General features: G+C 72.2%; 19 protein-coding genes and 1 pseudogene. 10 read left to right on the forward strand and 10 right to left on the reverse strand.

Annotated elements, in window-relative coordinates; translation table 11 throughout:
* Window positions 1-187: 187 nt before the first annotated feature.
* Window positions 188-538, forward strand: a complete 351-nt coding sequence (locus tag ABWK59_RS01920; RefSeq protein ID WP_354637479.1) for a hypothetical protein — start codon at window positions 188-190, stop codon at window positions 536-538.
* Between the two features lie 121 nt (window positions 539-659).
* On the opposite strand, the gene ABWK59_RS01925 is transcribed toward ABWK59_RS01920, so the two are convergent.
* From ABWK59_RS01925 to ABWK59_RS01935, 3 genes are all read right to left on the reverse strand, one after another.
* Window positions 660-1,958, reverse strand: coding sequence for a chitinase (locus ABWK59_RS01925; RefSeq protein WP_354637480.1), 1,299 nt, complete (start codon window positions 1,956-1,958; stop codon window positions 660-662).
* Between the two features lie 322 nt (window positions 1,959-2,280).
* Window positions 2,281-2,925 (reverse strand): hypothetical protein, encoded by a 645-nt coding sequence (locus tag ABWK59_RS01930; protein WP_354637481.1) that lies wholly within the window; start codon window positions 2,923-2,925, stop codon window positions 2,281-2,283.
* A 360-nt stretch (window positions 2,926-3,285) separates the two neighbouring features.
* Window positions 3,286-4,617, reverse strand: a complete 1,332-nt coding sequence (locus ABWK59_RS01935; protein ID WP_354637482.1) for a diaminobutyrate--2-oxoglutarate transaminase family protein — start codon at window positions 4,615-4,617, stop codon at window positions 3,286-3,288.
* Between the two features lie 182 nt (window positions 4,618-4,799).
* On the opposite strand from ABWK59_RS01935, the gene ABWK59_RS01940 reads away from it, so the two are divergent.
* Window positions 4,800-5,498 carry a hypothetical protein gene (locus ABWK59_RS01940; protein WP_354637483.1) on the forward strand — a complete coding sequence of 233 codons (699 nt, stop codon included), beginning with the start codon at window positions 4,800-4,802 and terminating at the stop codon, window positions 5,496-5,498.
* 262 nt (window positions 5,499-5,760) lie between these two features.
* Here ABWK59_RS01940 and ABWK59_RS01945 read toward each other — a convergent pair whose 3' ends face one another.
* Window positions 5,761-6,102, reverse strand: a complete 342-nt coding sequence (locus ABWK59_RS01945) for a hypothetical protein (protein WP_354637484.1) — start codon at window positions 6,100-6,102, stop codon at window positions 5,761-5,763.
* 230 nt (window positions 6,103-6,332) lie between these two features.
* Here ABWK59_RS01945 and ABWK59_RS01950 point away from each other — a divergent pair, with 230 nt between their 5' ends.
* A complete protein-coding gene (locus ABWK59_RS01950; protein ID WP_354637485.1) occupies window positions 6,333-6,671 on the forward strand; it encodes a hypothetical protein in 339 nt (112 codons plus the stop codon).
* Window positions 6,672-6,725: 54 nt separating this feature from the next.
* Here ABWK59_RS01950 and ABWK59_RS01955 read toward each other — a convergent pair.
* Window positions 6,726-7,182, reverse strand: a pseudogene (locus tag ABWK59_RS01955) (DUF4279 domain-containing protein).
* 299 nt (window positions 7,183-7,481) lie between these two features.
* On the opposite strand from ABWK59_RS01955, the gene bla reads away from it, so the two are divergent.
* Window positions 7,482-8,366 carry a class A beta-lactamase gene (gene bla / locus ABWK59_RS01960; RefSeq protein WP_354644800.1) on the forward strand — a complete coding sequence of 295 codons (885 nt, stop codon included), beginning with the start codon at window positions 7,482-7,484 and terminating at the stop codon, window positions 8,364-8,366.
* A gap of 71 nt (window positions 8,367-8,437) precedes the next feature.
* Here bla and ABWK59_RS01965 read toward each other — a convergent pair whose 3' ends face one another.
* Both ABWK59_RS01965 and ABWK59_RS01970 read right to left on the reverse strand, forming a co-directional pair.
* Window positions 8,438-9,529 (reverse strand): vWA domain-containing protein, encoded by a 1,092-nt coding sequence (locus ABWK59_RS01965; protein ID WP_354637486.1) that lies wholly within the window; start codon window positions 9,527-9,529, stop codon window positions 8,438-8,440.
* A gap of 617 nt (window positions 9,530-10,146) precedes the next feature.
* Window positions 10,147-10,527 carry a TipAS antibiotic-recognition domain-containing protein gene (locus ABWK59_RS01970; protein ID WP_354637487.1) on the reverse strand — a complete coding sequence of 127 codons (381 nt, stop codon included), beginning with the start codon at window positions 10,525-10,527 and terminating at the stop codon, window positions 10,147-10,149.
* A gap of 210 nt (window positions 10,528-10,737) precedes the next feature.
* Between ABWK59_RS01970 and ABWK59_RS01975 the strand changes: the two genes are divergently transcribed.
* A complete protein-coding gene (locus ABWK59_RS01975) occupies window positions 10,738-11,010 on the forward strand; it encodes a hypothetical protein (RefSeq protein WP_354637488.1) in 273 nt (90 codons plus the stop codon).
* Window positions 11,011-11,050: 40 nt separating this feature from the next.
* Here the strand turns inward: ABWK59_RS01975 and ABWK59_RS01980 are convergent, their stop codons facing one another.
* Together ABWK59_RS01980 and ABWK59_RS01985 are read right to left on the reverse strand one after the other, a co-directional pair.
* A complete protein-coding gene (locus ABWK59_RS01980) occupies window positions 11,051-11,581 on the reverse strand; it encodes a GNAT family N-acetyltransferase (protein WP_354637489.1) in 531 nt (176 codons plus the stop codon).
* A gap of 74 nt (window positions 11,582-11,655) precedes the next feature.
* Window positions 11,656-12,243 carry a histidine phosphatase family protein gene (locus tag ABWK59_RS01985; RefSeq protein WP_354637490.1) on the reverse strand — a complete coding sequence of 196 codons (588 nt, stop codon included), beginning with the start codon at window positions 12,241-12,243 and terminating at the stop codon, window positions 11,656-11,658.
* 78 nt (window positions 12,244-12,321) lie between these two features.
* On the opposite strand from ABWK59_RS01985, the gene ABWK59_RS01990 reads away from it, so the two are divergent.
* Together ABWK59_RS01990 and ABWK59_RS01995 are read left to right on the forward strand one after the other, a co-directional pair.
* Window positions 12,322-13,062: a VOC family protein gene (locus tag ABWK59_RS01990; protein ID WP_354637491.1), complete on the forward strand. Its 741-nt coding sequence runs from the start codon at window positions 12,322-12,324 to the stop codon at window positions 13,060-13,062.
* Window positions 13,063-13,157: 95 nt separating this feature from the next.
* Entirely contained in the window at window positions 13,158-13,595 is a 438-nt protein-coding gene (locus ABWK59_RS01995; protein ID WP_354637493.1) for a DUF4259 domain-containing protein, read from the forward strand.
* A gap of 108 nt (window positions 13,596-13,703) precedes the next feature.
* On the opposite strand, the gene ABWK59_RS02000 is transcribed toward ABWK59_RS01995, so the two are convergent.
* Complete coding sequence (locus tag ABWK59_RS02000; RefSeq protein WP_354637494.1) at window positions 13,704-14,957, reverse strand: nucleotidyl transferase AbiEii/AbiGii toxin family protein; 1,254 nt, start codon at window positions 14,955-14,957, stop codon at window positions 13,704-13,706.
* Window positions 14,958-15,109: 152 nt separating this feature from the next.
* Here ABWK59_RS02000 and ABWK59_RS02005 point away from each other — a divergent pair, with 152 nt between their 5' ends.
* The 3 genes from ABWK59_RS02005 (at window position 15,110) to ABWK59_RS02015 (ending at window position 19,135) form a co-directional block, all read left to right on the forward strand.
* Complete coding sequence (locus ABWK59_RS02005; RefSeq protein ID WP_354637495.1) at window positions 15,110-15,901, forward strand: hypothetical protein; 792 nt, start codon at window positions 15,110-15,112, stop codon at window positions 15,899-15,901.
* Window positions 15,898-16,284, forward strand: coding sequence for a hypothetical protein (locus tag ABWK59_RS02010; protein WP_354637496.1), 387 nt, complete (start codon window positions 15,898-15,900; stop codon window positions 16,282-16,284). Before ABWK59_RS02005 ends, ABWK59_RS02010 begins: the two co-directional genes overlap by 4 nt.
* A gap of 175 nt (window positions 16,285-16,459) precedes the next feature.
* Window positions 16,460-19,135 (forward strand): glycosyl hydrolase, encoded by a 2,676-nt coding sequence (locus tag ABWK59_RS02015; RefSeq protein WP_354637497.1) that lies wholly within the window; start codon window positions 16,460-16,462, stop codon window positions 19,133-19,135.
* The last annotated feature ends 12 nt before the right edge of the window (window positions 19,136-19,147 follow it).

A 19,147-nucleotide genomic window follows, 5' to 3' on the forward strand; every position in this document is an offset into this window, starting at 1 on the left:
CGTTGCAACCGTGTCGACGGCCTCGGCATTTCGTCCGACCGGCGATCCGCCGTGTGATCCCGGACACGTCCCGGTGCCGTGGCGTGCCCGGCGGATAATGGCCGGGGCCACGGCCGCGGACCGGCCGCGCCGGCGGCCCGATCGATGGAGAGGCGGAGGACGGATGACCCTGGAGGAGGGCCGGCGCGTGAGGTTGGCCGAGGACCTCGGGATCGGTGAGGCGGTCGCCGGGGAACCCGGGGCCGTCGTCGGGTTCCTGTCGCTGGGAGCCGGGATCGAGGGCACCGTCGAGCGGGTGGACGGGGAGCTCCCGGAGAGCGAGGAGGTCCGCGAGTACCAGCGGCTCAAGGCCCTGTTCGAGGACTACGGGCACACCATGCCGGCGGCGAGCCGGGAGCGGCTGGAGTCGGAGCTCGCCACGCTGGAACCGGAGTGGGCCGCGCACCGGGAGCGGGGCCGGCGGGTGACGGTCCGGGTCCGGTTCGACAACGGCTTCGTCCTCGACGGGGCGCACCAGGACATCCTCACCTCCCTGTGAGGGAGGGCGGACGGCAGCGCGGCGGGGCCCGTTCGGCGGCGCACCGCCGAACGGACCCCGCAAACGCCGACGCGGGCCGGCGTCCGGGGGCGTACCCGGTCGCCGGCCCGCGTCGCGGGAATCAGCAGGGACCGTCGTCGGCCCAGACGCCCCACTGGCCGCTGCTGGTCGGGATCTCGTTCTGGGTCCACCACTTCGCGTGGTAGTTGTGCCCCTGGTAGGAGACCTTGTTGCCGTTCGTGTAGACGGTCGCCGCGTTCCATGCGGGCAGGGTGCAGGTGCCCGGGCTGCCCGTGGGCGAGGCGGTGGAGGTCGGCGAGGCGGTCGCGGTCGGCGTGCCGGTGGGCGGGGTCGCGCCGGCGAACTTCACCGTGAACTTGGTGAAGTCCCAGTCGTTCTGGGCCACGCTGGAACAGGAGCCGGACAGCCCCGGGTCCACCGTGCCGGCGCACTGGCGGTCCCGGTTGACGGACCAGTAGGTGTAGCGGGCCAGCTTGTGCGCCGTCGCGAAGTCCAGCACCGTCTGGAAGTCCGCCTGCCGGAAGTACTCGGCGACGTCGGTACGGCCGTTCATCAGCGAGACGCCCTCGTGGGCGTACGCGGTGGCCTCGTCCCAGCCGAAGGTGGTCTGCAGGATCTTGTTGAACTTCACCAGCGCGTCCGTCTGGGCCGCGGCGCCGTTGAAGCCGCCGTCGAACGGCATGATCGAGTAGTTGTTCGGCGTGAAGCCCTGCGACTTGGCCTCGTTCAGCATCTGCGTCCCGAACCAGCCGGTGCCCGCGTTGGTGCCGGCGGTGGTGATCGAGATGTAGAGGCCGGGGTTGTTCTGCTGGAGGATCCTCGCCGCGCCGATCTCGTTGTGGATCGCCGCCGCGTTCTCGTACTCCGGCTCCTCCAGGTCGAAGTCGATCGCCTTCAGCTGGTACTTGGTGATCACCTTCTGGTACCCGGCCGCGGTCGCCTCCGGGGTGCCGCAGCCCTGGCCGAGCTTGTTGCCGCCGTAGCCGCCGACCGACACGGAGACGTCGCCGCCCTTGGCCCGGATCTTCTGGATCACCGCCGGCATAGCCGTGTCGGTGTCGATCGAGGAGGTACCGCCCCAGGCCGGGTTGCAGCCGCCCGAGTCGAGGATGAAGGCCAGCTGGAAGGCCTTCTGCCCGGTCGCGTCCATCACCGCGGCCACATCCGGCGGCGAGTTGTCCTCCGGCATCAGGTACGGGGCCGAGGCGTACCAGTTGCTGCCGAGCGGCGCCGCCGCGGACGGGGAAGCCAGGGCGTCGCCCCCGCTCAGGGCCGCGGCCACGCCTGCGGCGACCAGACCGAGCGTGGCGACCGCCGCCACGGCGACGGCACCGCGGCGACGGCGGTGCCGGCCGGGCGTACCGGCCCGGTGCGGAGGGTGGAGCGGGGCACGTTCCATCGGGGAACCCTTTCCAGGGGCAGGGCATGGGGGACCGCCGCCCGAAGGGGGCCGGGCAGCGCCGAACACGACACGGCCGACACCCGTACGGCGGCCGCGAAGCGGCTACGGCCACGGCAGCGGCCGCCCCCTCGAGTACGGGGGCACACCCCAAAATGGACTGGACCACCAGCCCGGTCAAGGGCCCGGGACGGCCCTTGGGCCTCCCTTAAGGAACCCTTCGGAAAGCGCTCTCAAAGAATCACGTCGGCCCCGGGTGACCAGGACTCAGGTCACCCCCGCCAGCGGACCGTTCCCCTCACCCGAGCCGGCCCGCAGGCGCTCAGGCCCCGCCGACCTCGTAGATCCGCGAGCGCAGCAGTTCCTCCGCCCGGTCGGCGTCCATCCGCAGGTCGAACCAGAGCCGGTCCCGCCGGCCCTCGGGCTGGTCCAGACCGACCGCAGCCCAGCTGAACACGCCCCAGAGCACCTCCCGGCGCTGCCCGGGCGCACTGACCGATAGCGCGAACGGCACCGCGACACCCGCCCTGGTGACGGTGATGCGCTGTTCGTCCCCCGGGTGCGGGCGACCGCCGGTGAAGAAACGCGGATCCCCCGTCACCTTGAGCCACGCCACCGTCGCCCCGGGCACCTGCTCGCCGAGGAGCTCGGCGATCGACTCCCGGACGGCCAGCGCCGGGTCCTCACCCAGCCAGCCCAGCCAGTGGTCGGGGGACGTCAGCCGGGAGAAGTCGTCCTGCGGCGGGCCGAACCGCGGGTTGTCCCGGAACTCCCCGGTCAGCACCCCGTCCTGACCGACCTCCCAGCCTCGCCGGACCGCCTCCGGCGGCACGTAGCCGTGGGGGTCGTCGACGTACTCGGTCGCGATCTCGTAGACCCAGCCGCCCGGGCAGGCCGCCGCCTGCGCCACCAACTCCGGCGGCGGAGTCGGCCGGGCCCCCTGCCCACGCGACGAGAAGATCCCCACCTGACGCCCTCCCCCTGATCAGGAAACCCGGGCAACCGACCGGGCAGCACCGATTCTGCCCCACCACCCGGACACCCCCGACCCGGGCGCTCCACAGAACAAGACAGAACGAGCCGGACCGGCTCGGTGGCGGTCCGCCGGCTGGGTCGGCGGGCCGCGACTCCCCAAGGATGCGGACGGGGACGGTGGCCCGCGCCTTCGCTGCGGGCCACCGTCCCCGGCCCTGACGACCGGCTTCACCCGGTCACACGTGGTACCGGCCGACCTCCAGGAAGGCGCGGGTCTGCTCCGGAGTGCCGTCGAGCGCCTTCTGCCGCCGCGCGCTGTCAGGCTCCGGCGGCCTGCTCCTGGGCCCGCGGGTCAGCTCCGCTTGGCGGTGCGCAGGGCGGCCACGATCCGCTCGGCGACGGTGTCGGCCTGGGCGTCGGTGAGGACCAGCGGCGGGAGCAGCCGCAACACGGTGTCGTCGCGGCCGCCGAGTTCCAGGATCAGCCCCTCGTCCAGGCAGGCGGCGCGCAGGGCGCGGGCCAGGCCGGGGTTCGCGGGCAGCGATCCGAGCCGGTCGGGGGTGCCCGCCGGGTCGACCAGCTCGACGCCGATCATCAGGCCGCGTCCACGGACCTCGCCGAACTCCGGGTGGTCGGAGGCGAGTTCGCGCAGCTGTCGGCGCATCCGCTCGCCCAGCTTCTCGGCGCGCTCGGTGAGCTGCTCCTCGGCGATGGTGCGCAGGGTGATCTCGCCGGCCACCATGGCGAGGGTGTTGCCGCGGAAGGTGCCGGTGTGGGCGCCGGGCCGCCAGGTGTCCAGCTCAGGACGGTAGGCGATCAGGGCGAGCGGCAGGCCGCCGCCCAGGGCCTTGGAGGTGACCAGGATGTCGGGGGTCACGCCGGCCCGCTCGCAGGCCCAGAAGTGGCCGGTGCGGCCGACGCCGGTCTGCACCTCGTCGATGATCAGGACCACCCCGTGCTCGGCCGTGATCCGGCGGATCTCGCGCAGCCAGCCGTCCGGACCCTCGACCACGCCACCCTCGCCCTGGACGACCTCCAGGATGACCGCGGCGGGGGTGGCGACCCCGCTGCTCGGGTCGGTGATCAGGCTCTCCAGCAGCCGGGCGGACAGCTCCCCCGCCTGCTCGGCGCCCACGCCGAAGGGGCAGCGGTAGCCGTACGGGAAGGGCAGCCGGGTCACCGGCTGCGCGTCCGCCGGCCCGCCCGCGCGCATCCCGTCGGGGCCCGACACCGAGGAGGCGCCGAGCGTCATGCCGTGGTACGCCCCGGTGAACGCGACCACGCCCTGTCGGCCCGTGGCGTTCCGGGCGAGCTTCAGCGCGGCCTCGATGGCGTCGGTCCCCGCCGGGCTGCAGAAGTGCAGGCGGGCGTCGTCGCGCAGGTCACCCGGCAGCCGGCCGATCAACTCGGTGGTGAAGGAGTCCTTCTGAGGCGTGATCATGTCCAGGGCGTGGAGCAGGGCGCCGCTGGCCAGGGTCGCCTGGAGGGCCGCCACGACCTCGGGATGGTTGTGACCGAGGGCGAGCGTGCCCGCGCCCGCGAGGCAGTCGATGTAGGTCCGGCCGTCCACACCCGTGATGACCGCGCCGGCGGCCTTCGCGGGCGCCACGGGAAGGTTGCGGGCATAGGTGCGGGCGGCGGACTCGCGCCGCTCCTGACGGCCGATCATTTGTTCACGCAGCATGGCGCGGAAAGACCCCCTTCATTGACAAGCGAGTGACAACGGCTCAGGTTAGCCTAACCTATCTTTTCACCCTGTCAGTGACGCCGGACCAGCTCTCGGACCGGTATCCGGACGTTCGGCCGTGTCGGTGGGCGTGCCTAGGCTGATCGACAAGATCACCGTCCCGGGGATCGGCACGGTGGGTGCTCGATCCCCCGACCCTGGAGGCCGTCCAGGAGTGGGGGCCGGCGGCCGAGGGGCACATCGAGCGAAGGGACACGGTGATCACCTGGGCCCTCCCCGCCGGCCCGGAACTGACCGAGGATCCCTGGGGCGCCGAGCCGGTCCGGCGCTGGCGTGACGTCCGGGACCGGCAGCCCGGCGCGGGCACCTGGCCGGTGACGGCCGACCGGGACCGGCCGCAGTGGGACTGCACACCGCTGGAGGGCGTCGGTCCGCTCAGGTTCGGGATGAGCCCGCTGCAGGTGGCGGCCGCGTTGGACGGCGAGGTACCGGACGCCCGTCGGGGCCGCTTTCCCTGGCGGCCGTGGACCGGGGAGGTGGGCGTGTGGGCCCTGGAGGAGGAACGGTTCGACCGGCTCGGGGTGAGCGCCCACTACGGATCCTCGCGGGTCCTGCCCGCGCTGGCGGCGGTGACCGTACACGGGCGCACGGGACCCCGGGTCACCCTCGACGGCTTCCCGCTGATCGGCCGACCGGTCACGGCCGTCGAGGCGGCCCTGACCCGGGACGCCGAGGATCGGGGGCTGGGCCTGCGGATCGGCTGCGGCGGGGACCTGGGGCTGGCGGAGTCGAACCTCTTCGTCCGGAGCACCAGGGCCGGGGACGCCGCGATCACCGAAGCCCGGTTCTGCGCCCCGCAGTGGGAGGACCACGGCTGACGCAGCGGAGGCGCGGGACGGGTACGCCGGCCGGTCCCGGGGTGAGTGACGCGAGGTGGGGCGCCGGCCGGGCTGGGGGTGCCCGGCCGGCGCGGTAGCCAGGAGACCCGCCGATCCGACGACGCCGACCAGGGTCGCCGCCGGACCGAACCGGGGCTCGCTGAGCTACTGATAGGTGAGAGGGCGATCTCGGCGGACCGACCCGCAGCTTTGCCAAGTCTTTACCTGAGCCGGAGTGCGGCCCCCCGACCGACCCCGGAGGTCACGGCCCGGGGCGGCTTGAGACGCGCAACCGCTCCTCGTGTGACCGCAGCCCGGCGAGGATACGTTCGGCCTCGTCACGGACGCCGAGGTCCTCGTCCCCGGCCAGGTCACGCAGTTGCCGGAGCAGCCGATCCTCACCCTCGGTCGTCATCCACTCGGGGTTGCCGTCCAGCGCGGCACCGATCTCGTCCACCGCGTCGGTGGAGGCGGCGCGGCTGAGGGCCAACAGAACACAGCGCAGGCCGCTGGTGTCCTTCCGCGCGAGCAGGGCCTCGGCCGTCGCCTGGATGACGGCGGTGTCCTTCTCGTCCAGCAGGAGCCGGTGGATGACGTCCGCCACCTCGTCGACCCTGTCCGCAACGGCGAGCAGTCGCCCGGCCGCAACGCGGTCAGACCACGCCGGGGAGTCGGCCTTGCGTCGTGCTGCGCTCAGTTCCTGATCCTTGGGGGGTGTCACACCCTCAAGTCTGCCAGGCACAGGCCCCGCGGCAGCGGGCCCGGTTCGGCCCCCACCTCGCGTCGGGGTCGCTCGTCACTGCTGGTTAGGCTGCCGCCGAGGAGGCAACGACCATGGGGATTGAGCTCGAACTGCATTCCACCCGCCCGGCGCGGAACAACTGGGCCATGTCCCGGGCCTCGCTCCTGCGGGGCTCGTACGACCACGGCGAAGCGTTGGCGGCGGTATTGGCCGGGCTCAAGGTGAACGGCCCCGGCAAACTCTGGTGGGTGGACCCTTACGGGAACACGCAGTTCAACGAGCAGGAGGCACAGGCCGCGCTCGGTGAGATCGCCGGACTGCTGGAGCGGTGTGCCAACGCCGCGCAAACGGCGGCCGTGACCGACCTCGCGGCGCTGCTGAAGTCCTGCGCGACGACGCCCGGCAGCTACCTGTGGTTCATCGGGGACTGAGGCACCCGGTCAACGACCGACCACCGGGTCTTCGACAGACCCCACGTCAGGTACTCAGACACCGTCCTCGTCTCCGGTCATGGCGTACTCGTCGACATCGAGCTCGGCGCCGCAGGCGATGAGGAAGTCCAGGACGTTGCGGTCCAGGTGCCAGCCGAAGAGATTCGGGGCGTCTGCCGTCAGTCGGTCGTGGTCGGTGTCGTTGAAGTAGCGCACGACTTGGAGTACCGCTCCCCCGCCTTGGCCGGCCAGGCGGTGGGCGCGGTCGGCGATCCGGTCCGTGTGGGGGTTGGAGCCTGTCGAGAATGCACGTGATCTGCTCGTCGACGCGGAGGTCTGGTTCGCGGCAGACGATCTTCCAGCGGTGGTCGACGGGAATCGGTCTCGATGCGGTGAACCGGCTTCCACGGACGGACACTTCGGCAGGAACGATGCCGAGCTGGGAGGTCATCTCGTCGGCCGACACGTGCTGGCTGAACAGTGCGAAATAGGCGTACTGGTGAAGAGGCACTCCGAGGAGGACAGCCGCGCGGGAGGCCGGCCGAGCACGGTCGGGCGAGCCGGGGAGCCACGCGGCACCGGCATCGCCACCGAGGGCGACGAACTCCGATGACACTCGGCCCGTCAGCCGGTTTCCGTCGCAGATGACTTGCGGCCCCGGCGATACGCTCCGACGCACGTCTTGATAGGTGGGCGAACCATCCGGGCCCCGGAGGCGTCCCCTTACCCGGAAAGACGGATGTCGAGCAGCAGAGGGGTATCAGCGTGACGGTGACCGAGGGACACGTCAGCCGCCGAGCGGTCCTGGGCATGGGGGCCGGGACGGTACTGGCCGCCGCGACGGTGGCGATGGGCGGGACGGCCCGGGCGGCGGAGCGGACGCCGGGGCGCGGGGACGAGGTCGTCCGGGCGCTGGCCGACCTCGAGCGTGAACACGGGGCGCGGCTGGGTGTGTTCGCGCGGAACACGGTCACGGGCGCGCGGGTGCGGTACCGCGCGGACGAGCTGTTCCCGATCTGTTCCGTGCACAAGATCGTGACGGCCGCCGCCGTGCTCCGCGACCTCGACCGGAACGGGGAGGTCCTCGCCCGGCGCATCCGCTACACCGCCGAGGACGTCACCGCCTCCGGCTACGCGCCGATCACGGGCACCCCCGAGCACCTGGCCTCCGGCATGACGGTCGCCGAACTGTGCGCGGCGGCGCTCGACTACAGCGACAACGCCGCCGACAACCTGCTGCTCCGCGAGCTGGGCGGCCCCACGGCGATCACCCGCTTCTGCAGGTCGCTCGGCGACCGGGTGACGCGGCTGGACCGCTGGGAGCCCGAGCTGAACTCCGCCGAACCGGGCCGCATCACCGACACGACGAGCCCGGCCGCCATCGGACGAACTCTCACGGACCTCGTCCTCGGCGAGGCGCTCGCCCCGCGGGACCGGCGGCAGCTGACCGACTGGATGCTCGCCAACACCACCGGGGCCGCCCGCCTGCGCGCCGCCCTTCCCCCCCGCTGGGCGCTCGCGGACAAAACGGGCACCGGCAGTCACGGGACCACCAACGACGTGGGAATCGCCTGGACCGCCGACGGCACGCCGCTGGTCCTGTCCGTCCTGACCACCAAGCCGGCCGCGGACGCCCCCGCCGACGAAGCCCTGATCGCCCGCGCCACCGCTCTGGTCCTGCCGGCCCTCTGCTGACGCCCGCGCGCCGCGGGGTGGGCCGGGCGACCGGCTCACCCCGCAGTGCCACCGGGGTCACACCGTCACCGTCACAGCATGACCAGCACGTTGGTGCCCGGCACCAACTTCCGGTTGACGGAGGTCGACTGGACGAACACGGTGTACGACGGGTTCTCGCCCGGCTTCACCGTGGTCTCCGAGCTCGGCAGGCCGAGGAGCCGGCGGGCCGCCGGGCCCGAGAACACCTTGCCGGTCATCTGCCCGGTGGCCGGGTCCTTCTCCGCCACGGCGAGCTGCTTGGTGCCCTGGATCTTCTCGCGCTTGGACAGCTCGTAGAAGGCGCACCCGGTCTTGTACGGGTGCCCGGCGCCGGTGACGAAGTCACGGATCGGCGCCTGCTCGTCGACCGGGACCAGGACGTACGTGCCGCTGTCCAGGGCGTCGAGGGTGGACTTCACCTCGGCCGTGCTCAGGTCCTGGCCCATGGTGAACAGGTTCCTGGTGCCGCGCACGCCCTGTTCGCGGCCTCGCAGGAAGCTCGTGGCGGCCTTCTTGACGGTGCCGATGGCCTCCTCGACGCCCTTGCTGGAGTCCGCGTCCCAGATCGCGATGTTGCCCGCCGGGAATCCGTATTCCTGCGCGGTGCGCTTGGCCAGGGAATTCGGGACGAGGATCGCCGAGGTCCAGTGGTCGGGAAGGTCGTCCATGGCACCGTGAATGCGGTCGATCCACTTGCGGAGAACGGTCTTCCCCCGGCTTCCGCCCATGCGGGTGTGCATCTGACCGGATTCCGAATAACCGGACGCGTTCTCCTCGCCGTCGGTCACGACGACCTGGAGGAAGGAGTGCTCCCCGTACCCCTCCCAGATGTTCTTCAGGTCGTCGATGGACTTCACGGCCGACTCGATCAGCGCCGTCGCACCGTTCTCGACCGCGTAGAGGCCCTTCAGGGACGGCAGGTGCTTGACGTCCATGTCCCAGACCAGGTTCTGCACCTCGTGGTCGAAGGCGTAGAGGCTGATACGGGTCTCGTGACCGAGCCGGTCCGACTCCTCCTGGAGGCCCTTCACGAACTCGTCCACCACACGGACGAGCTGCCCCTCGTGCTGGCGCATCGAGCCGGACTTGTCGACCACGAGCGAAACGTGGTTGACCTTGTGCTTGATCCTGCTCGCAGACATGGCTCTATCCCATTTCCAACGCGCTTCCGACGCCTTTCTGGCGCCCCCTCCTGCGTTGTTACCAACCCTAGGCGGAGGCACTGACAACGCCCTCTGACGCAGATTCGGAGGAATACCGGCCGCCCCGCGCCCCGGGCTTCGGCGCAGTCGGATGATGCCCCCGGTTTCTGATCATCCGAGGCCGAGGAGCGCGAGCGGTCGTCGGGGGTCGCGAGCGTTGCGGCGGAGGGCGGCAACGATGTTGGTGACGCCGGAGTCGCCCCTGCCAGCACCGCGCACGCTGTCAGCGCGAGCACGACCGCCAGCGCATGCCGCACGCCGCGCGGGTCGTGCGGGTCGGCCACCTCCGCGAGCCGTTCCAGCAGCCCCGGCACCTCCTGGAGGCCGGGATCGGGCTGCCGGCGGAGCTGGTCAAAGACGGACGGGATCAGCGATGGTGCGTCGGCAGGCACGGTCTTCCAGTCGGATCACGGGGCGTCGACAACACCATGATCTTGGAAGCCGTGCCTGCTTCCGTTCCCGTAGCCACCCGCCCGACAGACCGTCATGAACCGGTCGCCACAAACGCCGAGGCCCCGCCCTGCCAACGGGCGAAATCTCGAACAGGAGCTGGAGTACTACGAAGTGAAGCCGACTCCCCGTTCGGCGAATATCCTCATCGCCTCACCCAGGAATTCCACCATCCTGGGATGGTAGGAGTTGTGAAACTCCCTCATGGCGTCGTCTTCCGCATAGAAGAGTGCCATCCCGACGTACGCTCGCCTGGTGGGGGCGTAAAACCGGCAGGCTATGCCGAAATGCCGGCCGACGAGCTCCTGAATCTGGGGATCCCCGGGCAGGGAGCCGTCCAGGCAGGCAGCGATCTCCCGGTACAGCACGTCCCAGTCCTGGTGGACCTGAGGCCTGTCAACGTGCTCCCAGTTGTTGGTCTCGGCAAGGCTCTTCGCCTGCTCTTCGGCCAACGACCGACGACACTCTTCCTCGTACTGATTCCCCATGGCGCCAATTCTCTTGTCCGGCTGTCGATCCAGGCGGAACAGTGACACAGGCCCACCGGATCGGCAAGCTATTTATCTGAGCGGCTCAGTCGATTCGTCAAGGGCAAGCGGAAGAATCTCCGCATGCAGCTCAAGTCGCTTCCCTGGCGGGACATCCCGCTCCTGGATCGGACGAAGGAACCAGCCACGGGCGCTGCGAGATCCGCCGGAATGTACACCGCCAAGCACGCCGACGACTCCACCGACGAGCTGCGCGAGCTCGGCCACGAGGGCCTCCAGACCGCGGCCCGGCTGATCGCCGAGGCCCAGCAGGCCGGAGCCGTCCGCGCCGGCGACCCCGTCCGCCTCGCCCAGGTCGCCTTCTCCACCACCCACGGGCTCGCCATGCTCACCATCGGCTCGCTCCTCGACGACACCCCGCTGTCCGAGGCCGTCGACCTCGCCCTGGACGTCCTCCTGGCCGGCCTGCGACCCCAGCCCTGAGCCGGAGGCGGGGGACGGGCCGGGCGGGGGTCGACGCCGCTCAGGAGGTCCGGAGGTCCGTCCGCAGCAGGCCGTAGCGGACGACGTCCCGCCACCGGCCGTCCCGGAAGACCGCGCCGCGCTGGACGCCCTCCCGGGTGAAGCCGCACTTCTCCAGCGCGCGCTGCTCGGCGAGGTTCGCGTCCTCGGTGTCCGCCTCCAGGCGCATCACCGGCGAGTGCGCGAACAGGTAGTCCACCAGCAGCCGTTGGGCCTCGGTGCCGATCCCGCGCCCGCACGCCTCCGGGAACAGCTGCGCCCCGATGTTCCAGTACGGCGAGGCGGGCACCAGGCCCGCCCGCCGCCACCCGACGAAGCCGCAGAGCTCCTCCCCCTCCGCGACCACCGCGAGCTGGCCGGCGTCCGGACCCAGCAGCCCGTTCTCGGCCCACCTCCGCCGCCACCGTCCCGGGTCCGACCAGCCGTACCACTGGAACGACCCCACGGTCGCCGGGTCGAGCAGGAACCGTTCGAGGGCGGGAAGGTCGCTCTCCGCTGTCGGGCGCAGCACGACTGATCGGGCGTCACTCATGCGCGCCACGGTAGCGACCCCCCCGGCCGGGACACCTCCGGCCGCGACTCCTCCGACCACGACTCCGCCGACCGCTACGGGACGTTCCAGGCGGAGATGACCGGCTGCCCGTGCTCGGCGGCCAGGAAGCCGAGCGTGCCCGGATGCGGGTGGCCGAGCAGTCGGGCCGCGGACGGGTCCAGGCCCAGCCAGCGCACGGCGAGCACGCGCGCCAGATGACCGTGGGCGACGACGGCCACGTCGCCGTCACCCAGCAGCGGCCGGATCCGGTCGAGCACGGCGTCCGTACGCGCGGCCACCTGCTCGAGCCGCTCGCCGGGATACGCGGCGTCGCCGGGAACGACGCCGTCCCGCCACAGGTCCCAGCCCGGCCTCGACTCCTGGATCTGCTCCGCGGTCAGGCCCTCGTAGCCGCCGTAGTCCCACTCCACCAGGTCGGGATCGGGCTCGACACCGGTCAGGCCCGCCAGTTCGGCCGTCCGCAGCGCGCGGCTCAGCGGGCTGCTGAACACGGCCACCGGACGACGCCGGGCCAGCCTCGGAGCGAGCGCCTCGGCAGCGGCCTCACCCGCGTCGGTCAGCGGAACGTCGGTCCGGCCGGCATGCCGGCCCGACAGGCTCCACTCCGTCTGGCCGTGCCTGATCACCATCAGTTCACCCATGGCCGTCCACGGTATCTGACGGTGCGTCCGCCCGCTGTGCCAGCCGTCGCGGCGGAGCGGGCGCCTAGGATCGCCGGTATGGCGCTGCGACCCGTGATGGTGAACATCAAGGCTCTCGACCACTCGGCGGTCGGCCGGTTCTGGGCGCAGGCGCTCGGCTGGAGTGCCTACAGCCCCGGGGTGACCACCTACGTCGGACCTCCCGGCGGCCTCGTCTGGCCGGACCCGGTCGTCCTCGGTATCGATGTCGTTCCCGTCCCGGAACCCAAGGCGGCGGCGAAGAACCGCGTGCACCTGGATCTCGCCACCACCTCCGCGGCCCACCAGGCGGAGCTGGTCGCGCGCCTGGAGGCGCTCGGCGCGACTCCCGCCGACGTGGGCCAGGGCGACGTACCGTGGACGGTCCTCGCCGACCCCGAGGGGAACGAGTTCTGCGTGCTGGAGCCCCGGGACGTCTACCGGGACACCGGACCGATCGCCGCCGTGGTGGTCGACTGCGCGGATCCGCGGGCCATGGCCCGGTTCTGGGGCGAGGCGATCGACTGGACCCTGCACGAGGTGACCGGCGATCAGGCCTCGCTGCGCTCCGCCGGAGGCGCCGGCCCGTACCTCGAGTTCATCCGCACGCCGGGGGTGAAGACCGTGCCGGACCGCGTCCACCTCGACCTGCTGCCGTACCCCGGCGACGACCGGGCGGCGGAGGTGGACCGCCTCCGGTCCCTCGGTGCCACCGGCCTCGACCTCGGCCAGGGCGATGTGCCGTGGACCTGCCTGACCGACCCGGAGGGCCACGAGTTCTGCGTCCTCGCCCTGTCCTGAAGCCCCCGCTCACGCGGACCTGCCCTGCTCGCCTCGTGACCTCGCTGTCGGTGGCCGATGCGACGATCCCCGCACGGCGACACGAGGAGATCATCATGGGCACCTGGGACATCGGCCCTTTCGACAACGACACGGCGGCGGATTTCGCCTGCACCCTGGACGAGACGGCCCCGGACGAGCGGGAGGACCTCATCCGGAGCACCCTGGCCGCCACCGTCCGGACCCGGGACTACCTCGACAGTTGGCATGCCGAGGAGTCCGTCGCCGCGGCCGCCCTCGTCGCCGCACAGTGCCCGGACGGCGAGCCGGTCACCACGACCTACGGCCCCAGCGAGGCTCTGCCGTGCTTCGCCACCGATCTCCGGGCCGTTGCCGCGGAGGCCCTCGACCGAGTCCTCGCGGAGGAGTCCGAGCTCGCCGAACTCTGGGACGACACCGACAGCGGGCCGCAGTGGCGCCGGAGCATCAGCGACCTCCGGGCGATCCTCACGCCCCAGCCCGAGCCTCGGGAAGACCCACTGTTCGAGATCTGACCCGCTGACCCGGTGCCGTTCACCGGTCGTCGATGGCAGGCGCCGTCCTGCTCGTTCGCCGCTCCTCGGTGGCTACGGCCCGGGCGCGACGGCGGGGCGGGCGCGGGACTACTCCAGCAGCCATCCGACGGTCACCTGGCGCTCGCGGACCCGCTCGGCCCAGTACGACCAGGCGGGGCAGCCCAGCATCGCCTCGGCGAGCGCCGTCCCGTCCGGCGCGGCGGCGCCGAGCAGCATCTGCGTGAGCCGGTGGGCGAGGCGGAAGGAGGCGCCGGAGTGGACGAGCTGCGCCTGGACCGCCTCCAGCCCCCCGTCCGCGTGGACCGGGCGCAGCCGCTCGATCCAGCCCTCGGTCCACCACGGGCCGAGCTGCCCGGGGTCGACCTCGGCGAAGGTCGGGGCGAGGGCCGCGGCCAGGCGTGGCAGGGCGTCGGCGGTCGCCGCGGCCAGCTGCGGGTACTCCCGCTCGAAGTGCTGTCGGCCCTGGGCGAGGCGGGCAGCGAGTGCGGTGATCGTGTCCGCGTCCACCGGGTGCTCGGCGTAATGGGCCTCGCCGTCGGCGAAGACGTCCCGCAGCACCCGGTAGCGCAGCGGGGTGGACTCGGCGAGCAGCAGGGCGTCGTAGAGGTCCTTGCCCTGCGGGTGCATGTCGGTGACCAGCCACATCAGCTTCCATGCGAGCGACAGCTCCCGGGTCGCGGCGGCCAGTCGGGCGCCCGGGCCGTCCAGGGCGGGCAGGTGGACGGGTTCGGGGGTGACCCGCAGCGGTTCGTTGAAGACGAAGTCGAGCTGGACCGCGCCGCCCGGCACCCCGTCGGCGTGCCAGGGCAGGACCAGCCGCCGCCCGGGCACCCGCTCGTACGTCCAGATCTCCTCGCTGACCGCCTCCGCCGCGCGGAACCGTACGGATCCGCGGCTCGCAGCCTCCGCGGCCGAGGCGATGCCGTCCAGCAGGTCGGCGGTGTGGTCCTCCTCGACCCGCCAGTCCTGCTGGACGACCACGAAGTCCAGGTCGCCTGGCTCGCGGGCGGCCTCGCCGTACCAGGCGCGGAGCACCACGCTGCCGCGCAGCACCAGGTGCCCGGCCCACGGGGAGTCGGCGACGGCCGCGAGCAGCAGGTCCATGGCGTGCCGGCGCGCCGCGTACCAGGCGGTCGACAGCCCGGGATCGGTGAACCGCGGGTCGGCGGCGCGGAACGCGTTGCGATGCTGCTTGAGGGACGGGTCGAACACGGCGGCCTGGGTGGCGCGGGCGTCGTCGACCGGACGCAGCGTCACCGGAAGGCCCAGCCCCGGCAGGTGGGCCGGTCGTACCGACCGCGGCACGGTGCCGGCGTGCAGGCCGGTCCGGATGTCGTCCACGGGCGCGGCGCTCCTCTCCCGGCCCGGCGTGTCACGGCCCCCTGCCGCGACCACGATCCCGGCCGCGCCTCACCGTACCGGCCGGCCCGCTCCCGCCGGTACCGGATTCCCGGCACCCGGCCGGCCCCGGGGCGGTGTCGGAGCCGGCTGGCATGCTGTCGATCACCTGTTCTCCTTCACCCGGACTCCTTCGATCGGAGCTGCCTGCGACGAGCGTCGACTTCGATGCCGCGTGGTGCGCGACAGACCTCGGCGACCACCGCCCCTGCCGCTTCACCTACGAGCGGTATCCGTGGGACACCCTGCCCCCGCTGGACGAGCAGCGGTTCACCGGAGCGTTCGCATGGCTGGGCGAGCCGGGCGCGTTCCTTCCCGAACGGGCCGCGCGGCTGCGCCGGGTGGAGGAGGTGCTCGCCGCCGAGGGGCTGTCGCTGCCCACGGACTTCGTCACCTTCGAGACCTCCTCGAACTTCGCCGGTTCCCTGGACGAGGTCTCGGTGACCGGTTGCTGGAGCAGTCTCTCCGAGCCGCTGCCCAGCCCGGTCGAGGCGGGCGCGTTCCTCGTGCGCTTCTTCCGCGACCAGCAGGACTGCGTGCTCTGGTACCTCTACCTGCGCCCGTCCGGCGAGACCTTCGTGGTCAGCTCGCACCTCGACTACGAGTTCGAGTACGGGAGACGGGAGTCGGCGGAGTCAGAGCCCGAGGCCGAGTCCGAGGCCGAGTCCGAGTCCGAGTGCGAGTACGGGATCGACTGGGACGACCTTCCCGCCCAGCGGGCCGCCCTCCTCTGGTCCGCGCCCTCGTTCGAGCACTTCGCCTACCGGTTCTGGATCGAGAACCGCCTCTGGGAGGTCGTCAACGGCACGGAGGGCGCGCCGCTCGACCCCGCGATGCGGGAGTACCTGGACCACTACGCGACGGCGGGCGGGACGGTGCGGCCGTGATCGATGACGCGGTTCCGCAGCAGGCGGCCCGGTGGGTCGTCCTCGTGGAGGCGGAGACCTGCCCCCGGTACGTGGAGGACCACCGCTGGCGGCTGGTCGCGACGCACGAGGTCCCGGACGGAGGGCGCGCGGCGGCGGATCGGCTCGCGCGCAGGACGGCCATGGAGTTCGTCCCCGAGGGGGTCTGCGTGGGCTCGGGGGACGTCCCCTCGCGCAGGGTGTACCGCGTCGCCGACGGCTCGTGGCTCGTGGAGGTCCGGGGGAACGACCACCAGGGCGTCCTGTGCCGGGTCACCACGGCCGAGCTGGTCCGTGCATGGCCGTACGTACGGGCCGGCGAGACCGCGGCCGAGCGCCGCCGCAGGGTGACCGGGCAGGGCTGACGGCCGCCGGAGGCGGAACCGTCGAGGACCACGGCGCCTCCTCGGCGCGTGCCGGGCCGCCCGCGCCCCCACCCTGTTGTGGACACGCCCACGGGTGGGCGCAGGTGCCGCGGGTCGGGATTCGCGACGTGTTCAATGCGAGCCCCAAGCGGAACCTGATCAGGAGTCAGAAGAGATGTCACGAGGCCTGTTTTCGAGGCGCTTGCTGGTGGCCGCCGCCGCCCTCACCGTGATCACCGCCATGGCGCCGCCGAGTGCGGCCGCCCCCGACCCCGGGCCCACGACGCCGTGGCACCACCGCCACCAGGCCGAGATCGGCCGGAAGCACGCCGAGAGGATCGCCGCCGGCAAGCCGGACTCCGCCCTGCGGACCGGCCGTTCCAGCACCACCGCCGAGTCCGACGAGGCGGAGAACGCGGCGGAGGCCGCGGCGCAGTACGCCGAGGCGCGCACCGCGCCGGGCATCGTCGCCCCGGGCGCGTACGGGGCCGCCTGGGCCGAGCTGCAGGCGCTCCCGCACACCCGGGGCGGCTGGGACCACGTGACCGGGCTGCCGTACGACTCGGACGACCCGCGGTACCGGGACATCGCCTCGAACTCCAGCGGCGGCGCGGGCCTGGTCAGCGGCCGGATCACCGGGGTCGCCGCCGACGACCGGGGCCACGTGTACGCGGGCGGCGCCGACGGCGGCGTGTGGCGCTCGAAGGTCGGCGGCGGCCGGTGGGAGCAGATCTCGGAGCGCCTGTCCTCGCAGTCCACCGGCACCCTCGAACTCGACGCGCGCGGCCGCCTCTGGTACGCCACCGGCGAGGCCAACACCGGCGCGACCTCGTTCGTCGGCACCGGCGTGTACCTCCTCGACCACCCGGAGCGCGGCGAGTTCGCGCCCGAGATGCGGGTGGGCGGCAACGAGTTGGAGAGCACGGTCATCAACGCGCTGCGCTTCGCCGGCGACCGGGTCTGGGCCGCCACCGGCCGCGGTGTGTGGAGCCACTCCACCACGGACCTGTCCGGGCCGTGGCAGCTGGAGTTCGCCCCCAACCCCGACTACCTGCCCGGCGGCCCGCTGGCCTCCGACCCGAACGCCGCGTACAAGAACATCGCCAACGACATCGCGATCGACCCCCGGGACCCGTCCCGGGTGCTGCTGGCGGTCGGCTGGCGCAGCGGGGACACCTACAACGGCTTCTACGCCAAGGCGGCGGACGGCAGCTGGCAGCGCGTCACCTCCCTCGGCGAGCTGCCCACCGGCAGCGGCGACGTCGGGAACGTGACCTTCGCCCGGTCGGCGGACGGCTCCCGCTACTACGCGATCGACCAGTCCCCCACCCTGCTCAACACCGACCCGAACACCTCCCTGCAGGGCATCTACACCTCCCCGAACGGCGATCCGTTCGGCCCCTGGACGCTGATCGCCGACAAGGACGAGCTCAAGGCCTCCGGGTCGGCGCTGCAGGACGAGGGCTACCAGCCGGGCATCCAGGCCTGGTACAACCAGTTCCTCCAGGTCGACCCGGACAACCCGGACCACCTGTACGCCGGTCTGGAGGAGGTGTTCGAGACCACGAACGCCGGGCAGTCGTGGACGACCCCGGGCCCGTACTGGAACTTCGGTTTCCCGTGCTGGAGCATCGACCCCGCCAAGCAGACCGGCGACTGCTACCAGACCACCCACCCCGACCAGCACTCGGCCGGAGTCGTCCGCTACCAGGGGCAGACCTACTTCCTGGCCGGGAACGACGGCGGCCTCTACCGCCGTCCGCTCGACGGGAGCGCCGACGCCTCCGGGCACGCCACCGACTGGCTGCCGCTCAACGACGGCACCATCGACACCCTGCAGTACTACTCCGTCGGCGTCGGACGCGACCCCGACGGCCACGGCGTGATCGTCAGCGGCGGCCTCCAGGACAACGGCCAGTCCATCCTGCGCGCCCGGGACAAGCAGATGGGATCCAACTTCGGCGGCGACGGCGGTGACACCTACCTCGACCCGCGCAACGGCTGCAACACCGCCGAGGAGTACGTCTACCTCGCGATGTGGGTGACCCAGAACTGCGCCGTCAACGACGGCTCCTGGCTCACCGACCCGAGCAAGGCCACCAGCTGGGACATCGCCCCGCCCGACAACGCGCTCGGCGGCGCCGGCGCCCGCTTCATCGCCCCGTTCACCGCCGACACCCACAACAGAGACACCTGGGTCGCCGGCGGCCGCCACCTGTGGGTCCAGGACAAGGGCTTCACCATCCGCTCCGGCGACGAGTGGCGCAGCGCGTACGACCTCGGCGAGGGGCACGTCGCCACCGCCGTGGCCTCCTCGGGCGGGACGGTGTACGCCGGTTGGTGCGGTCCGTGCAACAACCAGGGTTTCACCCGCGGCATCGCGGTCGGCCGCACCGACGGGACCGGCTGGCACCAGCTCGACCTGCCGGTGGAGGGCACCCTCCCCAATCGGTACGTCTCCGGCTTCGACATCGACCCCGCCGACGCCCAGCACGTCTTCGTCGCGATCAACGGCTTCTCCCGGAAGTGGACCGAGGGCCCCGGCGCCGGGGTCGGCCACGTCTTCGAGACCCGTGACGGCGGCACAACCTGGACCGACATCAGCGGCGACCTGCCCGACATCCCGGCCAACACGGTGCGGCTGCTGCCCGACGGGGCGCTGGTGGTCGGTACCGACCTCGCCGCCTTCTACCGCACCCCGGGTAAAAACTGCTGGGAGGTCCTCGGCCACCACCTCCCGACCACCGCCGTCCTGCAGCTGAGGAGCGGCCCCGACGGCCGTCTCTACGCCGCCACCCACGGCCGCGGCATCTGGGCCATCGACCCCCGTCTCCACCACGACGGCGCCTGATCGCCGTAGCGC

It is taken from the genome of Kitasatospora sp. HUAS MG31 (genome assembly GCF_040571325.1).
GTDB lineage: Bacteria > Actinomycetota > Actinomycetes > Streptomycetales > Streptomycetaceae > Kitasatospora > Kitasatospora camelliae.